The organism is Burkholderia sp. AU32262 (assembly GCF_020419985.1).
In the GTDB taxonomy this organism is placed as follows: Bacteria; Pseudomonadota; Gammaproteobacteria; order Burkholderiales; family Burkholderiaceae; genus Burkholderia; species Burkholderia semiarida.
Genome location: NZ_JAIZRS010000044.1, coordinates 22,379 through 31,523 on the forward strand (window position 1 = coordinate 22,379; position 9,145 = coordinate 31,523).

The window sequence follows — 9,145 nt, forward strand, 5'->3', positions numbered from 1 at the left end:
CGTTCACGTCGCGATTCGCTGCGTTGCGTTGCCGGAAAAGGGAAAGCCTTGCGCGGATGCGCGCGGCTGACGTGCGATTTGCTGCTGCGTCGTCGGGCAGCCGGCGCGCGCGCCGGGCCGCGGATGCGGCGTCACTTCATCTGCCCGTGCAGAACAGTATGGTCCAGAAATGTGAACGTCGCGAATCGGATTTCGGATGAAACGGAGGCGAAAGAAAAATGAAAGCATGCGTGATGTCGGCATCGCCCGTGCAGCGGACCGTCGATGCCCCGTCGTGGTGGGGTTCGGCGACGGGGGCAATACGCGTGCCCGCCGCTGCATGCTGCTGACGCCCGGTGACAGCCGCACGGCGTGCATGAAAGGTCGATGGCGCGCGTGGGTCGGAGGCGCGGCGTCCCGCGGACGATTCGTCAGTCGATATCGCGTTGTTCTCCGTGCCCCGCTCAACGGCTCTGCCCTACGCTGGCCGCCGCTTTCTTCTCCGGCTGCAAAAAATTTTTTACGCCGATGTCACACACGCGGGGGGCTCGCTCGTCATATCGGCGGAACCCACACGAAAGGAGAAGGAACCATGACTGCGAAACTCAATCCGTTTGCCGCCGCCCCCGCGTTGATGAAGCAATGGATGACCGTGTCGGTCGCCGCTGCCGGGAGCCTCGAGCCGACGCTGATCGAGCTGGTCAAGATCCGCGCGTCGCAGATCAATGCATGCGCGAACTGCCTTAACATGCACACCGTCGAGGCGCGCGAACAAGGCGAGACCGAGCAGCGCATCTATCTGCTGTCCGCGTGGCGCGAAGCGCCCTGCTACACCGACCGCGAACGCGCGGCGCTCGGCTGGACCGACGCGCTCACGCGGCTGTCGGAGGGCCACGCCGCGCACGAAGCGGCCCATGCGGCGCTGAACGACCATTTCAGCGAGGAGGAACAGGTGAAACTGACGGTGATGATCAACGTGATCAACGGCTGGAACCGGCTCGCAGTCGGCTTCGGGCTGTGGGTCGACCCGGCCGACGCGAAGGCCGCCGCCGCGAAGATGGTGGCTTGATGCCGAACCTCGACCCGGCCAGCGGCAACGCCGACGAACGGGCCGACGCGGCGGCGAGCTTCGATCCGCTGCGTCGTACGCTGATTCGCGTCGCGTACCGGATGCTCGGTTCCGTCGCGGATGCCGAGGACATGGTGCAGGACGCGTTCATCCGCTGGATGGACGTCGACCGCACCGAGGTGCGCGTGCCCGAGGCGTTCCTGCGCCGCATGGTGATGCGCATGTGCCTCGATCAGTTGAAGTCCGCGCGGCACCAGCGCGAGACCTATATCGGCCCGTGGCTACCCGAGCCGGTCGTCGAGGAAGACGAACAGGACGACGTCACGCTGCCGCTGCTGCTTGCACTCGAACGGCTGTCGCCGCTCGAACGCGCAGCGTTCCTGCTGCACGACGTGTTCGGCGTCGAATTCGACGAAGTGGCCACGACGATCCGGCGCGATCCGGCCGCATGCCGGCAGCTCGCCGCGCGGGCCCGCACGCACGTGCGCGACGCGCGGCCGCGTTTTCATGTCGAGAAGCAGCGCGGGATCGAACTGGCCGAAGCGTTCTTCGCGGCGTCGCGCAGCGGCGACATGCGCGCGCTCGGCGCGATGCTTGCGGAGGATGTGAGCCTGCATTCCGACGGCGGCGGCAAGCGCGCGGCCGCCGGCAAGCCGGTGTTCGGCTTCGAACGCGTGATGCGGGTGCACGCGCACCTGGCCGAGTTGTTCGAGACGCATGCGTCGAAGCTCGTGCGGGCCGGGTTCATCAACGGGCTGCCGGGGTTCGTCACGCTGGAAGCCGACGGCGAGCTGCAGACGACCGCGCTCGAGATCGACGACGGCAAGATCGTCGCGATCTATGTCGTGCGGAATCCTGATAAATTGAGGCATCTGCATTGAGCGTGCACGGGTGGCGTGCGGGTTCAAGCGGCCACCCTGCCCGCTTTCTCGTTCGATCCGGCGCGAGCCGATGACGTCATCGGAATGCGGCCACCAAGGCGTGAATGAGCGACGTCGCGTAACAGAAAAACACGAACGCGACGGCAAAGCCGATTACCGCGAGCCAGTTCGTGCCGCCTTGCACGCTCAGGAGTGCAAGAAAGGAGTCGCCGGGTGCCGAATGGGGACGCAGCCTCGTGATCGCCCGGCGGACATGCGTCTGGTAGAAACTGTTGCCATGCAAGCCAAGCATCACCGAAATCCCGATCCCGATTGCGTTGCTCTGACTCGAGTCGAAGAAATTCGGGAAGAACAGCATTTCGATCAGCGAGAGCCCGAATACGATGCCGAATAGCGCCAGCGCATGCCAGTACATGCCACGGTACGCCATCCAGAACGGCCCCACCAGAAAGGCTGCCCAGTTCCAGGAATGCTTGCTCCTGCGTGTCGCGGCGATTGCCCATTTCGTTTCATACCAGCGGGCTTTTTTCCCAACGTAAGCGGCGATTTCGTCAGTGCTGACGGGTGTCGTGGTCTCGGACATGTGTGTGTTGGCCCTCGGTGGCGCAGCGTGCGCGTTATTGGTATCGGGTCCGCTCACTGCGTCGGCAAGATGTGTGCGCGTTCCCGGGAATGCCGCGACGAGTCTTTTCCGGTATCGGGACGCGTCGACGGTCGGCCGAGTCTATGCGGCGTACGGCGATGGAGTAAGAGAAGCCGGGGCAGCCTGGATGCGGGCGCGCGGACGAAACGCACGTCGGCTGGTGCTGTGCCGCGCCCGGTGCATACGGCCGCAATTGTGTCGAACCGTTTCGACAGTCAATACGTGTAGCGCGGGATACGGAGAGAAACGTGAAGGCTGGCGCGCGGCCGGATGCTACCCGTCGGCGCAAAGAAAAACGCCACGCGAGGTTGCCGCGTGGCGTTTGTATGTTTGGCGAGCCGCGTTGCCTGTAGGCAAGTTGTGCTGCCGGACCCCTTCATTTTGTTCGTTGGTAGGCTCGATTGGATTCGAACCAACGACCCCCACCATGTCAAGGTGGTGCTCTAACCAACTGAGCTACGAGCCTAAGAAGCCGCGAATTATAGAGAGGGTTTTGGGGGAGCACAAGCCCCTTCGTGAAAATTTCTTGAAACGCGCCGCGCCGCGTGCTGACGATCGATGTCGTGCAGCGATGCGTGGAACGTCGGCTTCACATCTTCGCAGCACAGCAAAACGCGTCGATGTGCTGTGGTGTTATCCACATCGCCCTCTGGATAACCGTCCGGCAAGCCTCTGGATTCACAGTGGAACGATTGAGGATATGTCGGCGCGGCTGTGAATCGACGAAAAGTTGTTCTGTGCTGCCGGACGCTGTTCACGTCGCGCACCCAGGGTTATGCATTTCGATTCGCGTTGAAAATTCAGTGCGTTACCGACGTTATCCACTGTGGGGCACAGGGTTTGTTAACTATCACTACGTATATATACGAACTCTGTTAACACCTTTGGATAAGCACAGTCCGTCGACTGTGATCCGCTCACGCCGTGCGCTTCGTGTAGCGATTGGATGAACGAAGTCGAAAACTGTGGAGAGCATTGACCGATGCTTGGACCAGCCGCTCTGTAGAATTGCCGTCATCCTTGGTGAGCGGTCACGTGATGACATACGAGGTTCCGATGGTGTCGCGCGGTGCGATTGATCTGTCCGATGGCGAGCGCATCGTCCGGGTGTTGAGCGACGCGCAGCCATGGGATTGGAAATCAAAGGTGAAATGATGCCGCTGGTGAATTGTTCATATCACGGACGTGTCGGAGGCGAGCTCGTGACTCGTGCTGTGTCCGAACTCGTCAACGATCGTGGCAACTGGAAGGGCGGCCGCGGGGTCGTGCCGTTGACGCTGGTGCGCGATGAGATCGAGTTTCCGGGCTACATGCTCGAATCGGAAGCGACGAAGCTGCTTGAATTGGGCGGGACGCACGCAGGCGGAGGCGTCTATCGGTTCGACAATGACGAGCCGATGGAGACGGCGATCGGATGGTTGACGGCAACGTGCGTTGAATGCCTGAGGGAATTGATGGCCGGGCAGGAAGCAGGATAGAAGCGCGGCGTCTTCGGGGAGAGGCGATGACCCAATTGAATTTCGGCGCGGTCGATCGATGCTCGGTCCGGCTCAATACCGCGACGCTGCTCGGCCTGAAGGCGGCCTACGAGGAATTTGCGAAGACCGGGCAGGACCTGCGTAACTTCGAGATCTACATCGAGGACGAAAGTGCAGCCAGGGTCGATCCGAAGCCCGAGGACGCCGTCATCGGTGTGACGTTCGCAGCGAAGATGCCCCCAGGCGTGCGCGGGCTCGGCAACGCGAGTCCGCTCGGGACGTCGATGAAGTATGTCGTCTCTCCGGAAACCGGCGAGATTCTCAGGGTTTATCTGATCAAGTGACTTCGGAGGCGATGAAGGTAGTCGGCCTTCATATGTGGATAACCTCGGTACAAAACGATGCGAAACGCTGTGCGGGCAAAAGGTGAGCGCGTGCGCGGATCACAAGCTGGGCCCAACTGGACGGAGAAAAGCAAGCCCTGAGAACGAGGTGCATGCGAAACGAACATCCGGTTTCGTGCGCTTGTCGACAGCCCGTATGTGGACAACCCGCACGCCCAACCAGTCGAATCGCTGTGCTCCGGACAGGTGAGCACCATGCATTCGACCATGCGAATCAGCCCGAACGTCTTGTCTGACGGGGATTTTCCGGAATAGCGCAGGCGATGCGGAGCGTCCTCGCGCGATCCGTAGTGATGGAATGTCGTGTGGATATCGAGCAGCCAACGCACTCGAAATCCTGTGCGCTCAACAGGCGAGGGTAAGCGAATTCGGTGCTATCCCCTCATCTATCCCTCCGACGACAGAGGCGTTCTCGGCGAAATAGCGGTGCTTGGGGACAATCGGAAGCATCGTCGTCATCGCGGTGTTCCTGGCGCTGGTCTATGCGTACGCGAGCGACCTCAGGACGACCCTGAAATCGGTCAGCCGCGGATCGCGTGTGGCCGAACCCAACAGTGTCTGGCTGATGTTCCTCGTGCCGTACAACTTCATCGAGGACTTCTTCATTATTTCCAACGTTGTGAAGTCCCTGGAAGCGGAGTCTCGTATCAATCCGGCGCTGTCGGGTTTGCGCTCGCTCGGCCGGATCAGCTGCATCGGGTGGTGCTTGCCCACGTTCTTTCGTTGATACGCAATGCCATGGGCTCCGTCGCCGGCGGCGTCAAGGTTTTCCTCTGGGTTTGGCACTGGGTGTTTGTGCGCCGAGCCAACAAGATGCTCGCCGGCAGCCAGGTCCCCATGGCGACTCTACCTGGACGGACAGGATCGTAGCCCGCCTTGGAAGCGAGATCGCTTATCCGTGATCGATGTGGATATCCCGTTCCGCAGCGACTCGAAACCCTGTGATTCCAAAGGCGAGGGCGCCGCCGGGGTTCCGATGTGAACAACAGCCCGGGAAAGTCAGTCGAAACGCTGTGCATTCGACTGGCGAGCATGAGATCGTTCACGCCCGCCAAGCCGCGCCACAAAAGCCGCTGGCGGTCACCACCAACCGCCTGCCGGGCGCGCATCCCGCGACTTCAAGTCTGCTGATCGAGCGCCTGCGCGATCGCCTTCTCCCCGACGCTCCCGGCCGGCCCGACCACCGCATAATTGAGTCCGTTCACCGACCCATACCGCGCGAGCAGCGCGCCATCCGCGCGTTGCCCGTTCGGCAACAGCCGATGTCCCGATTCCGCCGGCCGGAGATAGAAGCTCAGCGTCCGTCCCGCATCATCCTCATAGAGCACCATCGCAGCAGTCGCCCCGCTGTCCGTCGTGAACAACCGCCCACCGACCGGCCTGAACCCCGCCGCGCTCAAATCCGGCAGCTTCGCCGATGCGCCCACGCCTTTGGTGAGCCATCCCTGCAAATCGCCCGCACCGGTCGGCCGGTAATCGACCTTGGCCGTTCGATCGACCACCATCATCTGATAAGCCTTGACCGCATCGCTCATCGGCGCGATGGGCGGCGCTGCGTTCCACCCGCGCGCCTGCCATCCGCCGAACGTCCCGAGCCCGACGCAGAACACGAACGAAGCCGCCATCGCGAACCGCATGCGCGTGCGCTCCGCTCGCCGGCCGCGAATCGCCGCCGGATCGAGCGCAGGGTTGTCCGCCGGCATCCGCACGCTCTCGAGCGCGGCCCGCAGCCGCTGCGCGTCCTGCTGCCATTGCTTCACCTGTTCCGCGCGGGCCGGATGCAGCGCGAGATAGCGCTCGACCGCGGCGCGCGCATCGTCGTCGAGCTGGCCGTCGACATAGGCCTGAAGGTCATGTTCGTTCGGAGGCGTGTTCATTTTTTCATCAACCGCAAGGAAGGAGCAGGAAGTTCGCCGTCGCTCAGCTGGCGCAGCGCCTGGCGCGCGCGCGACAGCCGCGACATCACGGTGCCGATCGGCACCTCGAGCAGGTCGGCCACTTCCTGATAGGTGAAGCCTTCGACCGCGACGAGCAGCAGCAGGCTGCGCTGTTCGTCCGAGAGCCGGCCGAATGCTTCGAGCGTCGCGCGCGCCGCGAATTCGCGTTCGGCGGACGGCCAGTGTGCTTCGTCGTCGTCGTGGATGCGGCCGAGCAGCCACGCGTAGCGCTTCGCGCTGCGTTTGCCGTCGAGAAATTGTCGGTACAGGATCGTGAAGAGCCAACTGCGCAGCGACGCGTCGTCGCGACGGCTCGTCCAGCGCGACAGCGCGCGCTCGAGCGTCGACTGGACGAGATCGTCGGCCGCATGGACATCGCGCGCCAGCCAGAGCGCGAAACGTCGCAGCCTGGGGATGAGTTCGCGCAATGCTTCGTCGTCGAGGGCGGTGGAGGGCATGGCGGGGCCGGTTGCCGAAAGGGTCGTAGATGCCGCGTAAGACGCCGGCCGGCATCGGTTATTCCCTCCAGCATACGAAAAAACTTTTCGTGGAATAAAGCGGTGCGGGCGGCGTCCTACGCGCGTTCGACAATGATCTGACGATCGGGAGTGCATTCATGAAGCAATCTTCTTCTTCGCCGCAGCGCGAGCCCGGGCGCGGGTGGTGGCGCTGGGCCGTGATCGGCGGCGCGGTGGCCGGCGTGGCGGCGGCGTTCGGGTATGCCGGCGGGTGGCTCGCGCCGGCGCGTCTGACCCCGCACCGGCTCGTCGACGCGCTGCAGACCAACAGCGGCATCCATCCCGGCTACCGGCGCAATCACGCGAAGGGCGTGTGCGTGACCGGCTATTTCGAAGGCAACGGCGCGGCGAGCGCGTATTCGGTCGCGCCGTTCTTCAAGCCGGTGCGCACGCCGGTGGTCGGGCGCTTCGCGTTGCCGGGCGGGAACCCGTACGCGCCCGACAGCAGCGTGCCGATCCGCAGCCTCGCACTGAAGCTCACCGCGCCGGACGGCCAGCAATGGCGGACCGGGATGAACGCGATGCCGGTGTTTCCGGTCGCGACGCCGCAGGCGTTCTACGAGCAGACGCTCGCGACCCGGCCCGATCCGAAGACGGGCAAGCCCGATCCGGCGAAGGTGAAGGCGTTCTTCGGCGCGCATCCGGAGGCGGCCGCGTTCCTGCAGTGGGTGAAGGGTGCGAAGCCGAGCGCGAGCTACGTCACCGAAAGCTATTACGGGTTGAACGCGTTTTACTTCGTCGATGCGGCCGGCAAGCGCCAGGCCGTGCGGTGGCGTGTCGTGCCGGAGCAGACGGCCGGCGCCGGCGACGTCGCGACGGCCGCGGATCCGAACGTGCTGCAACAGGACGTGACGCAGCGCATCGCGGCCGGCCCGCAGAAGTGGAAGCTGCTGGTCACGCTGGCGGAGCCCGGCGACCCGGTGGACGACGCGACGAAGGTCTGGCCCGCGCAGCGCCCGACGATCGATGCGGGCACGCTCGTGCTCGACCGCGTGGAGGCGCAGGACAGCGGCCCGTGCCGCGACGTGAATTACGACCCGACGGTGCTGCCGCAGGGGATCCAGGTGTCGGGCGATCCGTTGCTGGCGGCGCGCTCGGCCGCGTATGCGGATTCGTATCTGCGGCGCACGAGTGAAGAGGCCGGCGTGGCAGGCGTGGCGCGATTGAGTGGGGAGGGACGGTGATGAAGGCTTCGACGACGTTTAGCTTGCCGGCGCGGGTGCTGCACTGGGTGATGGCCGCGATGATTCTCGCGATGTTGTTCATCGGGGTGGGGATGGTGGCGTCGGTTTCCGGGCGGCACGAGATCCTGGTGGCGATTCACAAGCCGCTGGGCGTGGCCGTGCTGGTGCTGGTGTGCGTGCGGATCGTGGTGCGGATGCTGTCGAAGCCGCCGGCGTTGCCCGACGATCTGCCGTGGTGGCAGAAGGTGGCCGCGCACGGGTCGCATCTCGTGCTGTATGCGCTGATGGTGGCGATGCCGCTGATCGGCTGGGCGATGCTGTCGGCGGGCGGATATCCGGTGACGTTGGGCGGCGGTGTGCAGCTACCGGCGCTGGTGTCGGCTGATCCGGTGACGTTCGCCTGGCTCCGGATTGCGCATCGCGTGCTGGCGTATCTCTTCTTCCTGACGTTCCTCGCTCACTTTGCCGCGGCGCTGTATCACGGGCTGATTCGGCGGGACGGCGTGGTGAGGGCGATGGTGGGGCGGTAATCGACGGAAGGTTGCGTTCGATACGGCGGGGGCTGTTCAGGGGCGACCGAGGCCGCGCCTGCCGTGTCGTCTTATATATGAGCACTGGGAAGTGCTCGGCGGCCCCCGCCATAGCACGTCAAAAATATTTCACAAAAGGGGTTGCGGAGACTGGGGCAGATGCATAGAATCACGCCTCTTTCGCGCTAACGGAAACGCGGCGCGGGGGAAGAAGAGGGAAGCGGTGCTGTTGAAGTCGGTTTTATCGATTCCAGTGCACGCGAAATTAAACCGCAGTCGTCGCAGCGAAGTAGTTAAAAAAGTTGTTGACGAGTCTCAAAAAACGGTTGATAATCTCGCTTCTCTGCTGCTGAAAACGCAGCGCTGCTGGGAAACACGGAGTTTCTCGCAGAAACGCTCTTTAAAAATTAACAGCCGATAAGTGTGGGCGCTTGATGAAAGCGAGCTGATCCTCGGATCAGATAGCGAAAGTATCAAGAGTCTCACACTAAAGTAAGTCAGGTTTATGAAGTGATTCATATT

At 63.3% G+C, this 9,145-nt stretch carries 11 protein-coding genes and 1 tRNA gene; 7 read left to right on the forward strand and 5 right to left on the reverse strand.

The window, feature by feature from the left end; genetic code table 11:
- Nucleotides 1–3 precede the first annotated feature (3 nt).
- Complete coding sequence (locus tag LGN10_RS31965) at nt 4–228, reverse strand: hypothetical protein (protein WP_155720415.1); 225 nt, start codon at nt 226–228, stop codon at nt 4–6.
- A gap of 343 nt (nt 229–571) precedes the next feature.
- On the opposite strand from LGN10_RS31965, the gene LGN10_RS31970 reads away from it, so the two are divergent.
- Both LGN10_RS31970 and LGN10_RS31975 read left to right on the forward strand, forming a co-directional pair.
- Complete coding sequence (locus LGN10_RS31970; protein WP_059580368.1) at nt 572–1,048, forward strand: carboxymuconolactone decarboxylase family protein; 477 nt, start codon at nt 572–574, stop codon at nt 1,046–1,048.
- Nucleotides 1,048–1,929 carry a sigma-70 family RNA polymerase sigma factor gene (locus tag LGN10_RS31975; RefSeq protein ID WP_226226127.1) on the forward strand — a complete coding sequence of 294 codons (882 nt, stop codon included), beginning with the start codon at nt 1,048–1,050 and terminating at the stop codon, nt 1,927–1,929. Before LGN10_RS31970 ends, LGN10_RS31975 begins: the two co-directional genes overlap by 1 nt.
- A gap of 76 nt (nt 1,930–2,005) precedes the next feature.
- Here the strand turns inward: LGN10_RS31975 and LGN10_RS31980 are convergent, their stop codons facing one another.
- Together LGN10_RS31980 and LGN10_RS31985 are read right to left on the reverse strand one after the other, a co-directional pair.
- The gene (locus tag LGN10_RS31980) at nt 2,006–2,512 is read right to left on the reverse strand and encodes a DUF2628 domain-containing protein (protein WP_226226129.1); all 507 of its coding nucleotides are present in this window, start codon (nt 2,510–2,512) and stop codon (nt 2,006–2,008) included.
- A 449-nt stretch (nt 2,513–2,961) separates the two neighbouring features.
- Nucleotides 2,962–3,038 (reverse strand) — tRNA-Val (locus LGN10_RS31985).
- Nucleotides 3,039–3,699: 661 nt separating this feature from the next.
- Between LGN10_RS31985 and LGN10_RS31990 the strand changes: the two genes are divergently transcribed.
- The 3 genes from LGN10_RS31990 (at nt 3,700) to LGN10_RS32000 (ending at nt 5,181) form a co-directional block, all read left to right on the forward strand.
- Nucleotides 3,700–4,050, forward strand: a complete 351-nt coding sequence (locus LGN10_RS31990; RefSeq protein WP_226094359.1) for a hypothetical protein — start codon at nt 3,700–3,702, stop codon at nt 4,048–4,050.
- Nucleotides 4,051–4,076: 26 nt separating this feature from the next.
- Nucleotides 4,077–4,394 carry a hypothetical protein gene (locus tag LGN10_RS31995; RefSeq protein WP_059580358.1) on the forward strand — a complete coding sequence of 106 codons (318 nt, stop codon included), beginning with the start codon at nt 4,077–4,079 and terminating at the stop codon, nt 4,392–4,394.
- A gap of 490 nt (nt 4,395–4,884) precedes the next feature.
- Complete coding sequence (locus LGN10_RS32000; RefSeq protein WP_226226130.1) at nt 4,885–5,181, forward strand: hypothetical protein; 297 nt, start codon at nt 4,885–4,887, stop codon at nt 5,179–5,181.
- 391 nt (nt 5,182–5,572) lie between these two features.
- Here the strand turns inward: LGN10_RS32000 and LGN10_RS32005 are convergent, their stop codons facing one another.
- A complete protein-coding gene (locus tag LGN10_RS32005; protein WP_226226132.1) occupies nt 5,573–6,331 on the reverse strand; it encodes an anti-sigma factor family protein in 759 nt (252 codons plus the stop codon).
- Complete coding sequence (locus tag LGN10_RS32010) at nt 6,328–6,849, reverse strand: sigma-70 family RNA polymerase sigma factor (protein WP_059580351.1); 522 nt, start codon at nt 6,847–6,849, stop codon at nt 6,328–6,330. Before LGN10_RS32010 ends, LGN10_RS32005 begins: the two co-directional genes overlap by 4 nt.
- A gap of 158 nt (nt 6,850–7,007) precedes the next feature.
- On the opposite strand from LGN10_RS32010, the gene LGN10_RS32015 reads away from it, so the two are divergent.
- Both LGN10_RS32015 and LGN10_RS32020 read left to right on the forward strand, forming a co-directional pair.
- Entirely contained in the window at nt 7,008–8,093 is a 1,086-nt protein-coding gene (locus tag LGN10_RS32015) for a catalase family peroxidase (protein WP_099315984.1), read from the forward strand.
- Entirely contained in the window at nt 8,093–8,623 is a 531-nt protein-coding gene (locus LGN10_RS32020) for a cytochrome b (protein ID WP_185716590.1), read from the forward strand. The genes LGN10_RS32015 and LGN10_RS32020 overlap by 1 nt, the downstream gene beginning before the upstream one ends.
- The last annotated feature ends 522 nt before the right edge of the window (nt 8,624–9,145 follow it).

Excerpts from the sequence above, each read along its gene's own strand:
- LGN10_RS31965 (WP_155720415.1), bottom strand. The coding sequence starts at position 228 with ATGCTTTCATTTTTCTTTCGCCTCCGTTTCATCCGAAATCCGATTCGC.
- LGN10_RS31970 (WP_059580368.1), top strand. The coding sequence starts at position 572 with ATGACTGCGAAACTCAATCCGTTTGCCGCCGCCCCCGCGTTGATGAAG.
- LGN10_RS31975 (WP_226226127.1), top strand. The coding sequence starts at position 1,048 with ATGCCGAACCTCGACCCGGCCAGCGGCAACGCCGACGAACGGGCCGAC.
- LGN10_RS31980 (WP_226226129.1), bottom strand. The coding sequence starts at position 2,512 with ATGTCCGAGACCACGACACCCGTCAGCACTGACGAAATCGCCGCTTAC.
- LGN10_RS31990 (WP_226094359.1), top strand. The coding sequence starts at position 3,700 with ATGGGATTGGAAATCAAAGGTGAAATGATGCCGCTGGTGAATTGTTCA.
- LGN10_RS31995 (WP_059580358.1), top strand. The coding sequence starts at position 4,077 with ATGACCCAATTGAATTTCGGCGCGGTCGATCGATGCTCGGTCCGGCTC.
- LGN10_RS32005 (WP_226226132.1), bottom strand. The coding sequence starts at position 6,331 with ATGAACACGCCTCCGAACGAACATGACCTTCAGGCCTATGTCGACGGC.
- LGN10_RS32010 (WP_059580351.1), bottom strand. The coding sequence starts at position 6,849 with ATGCCCTCCACCGCCCTCGACGACGAAGCATTGCGCGAACTCATCCCC.
- LGN10_RS32015 (WP_099315984.1), top strand. The coding sequence starts at position 7,008 with ATGAAGCAATCTTCTTCTTCGCCGCAGCGCGAGCCCGGGCGCGGGTGG.
- LGN10_RS32020 (WP_185716590.1), top strand. The coding sequence starts at position 8,093 with ATGAAGGCTTCGACGACGTTTAGCTTGCCGGCGCGGGTGCTGCACTGG.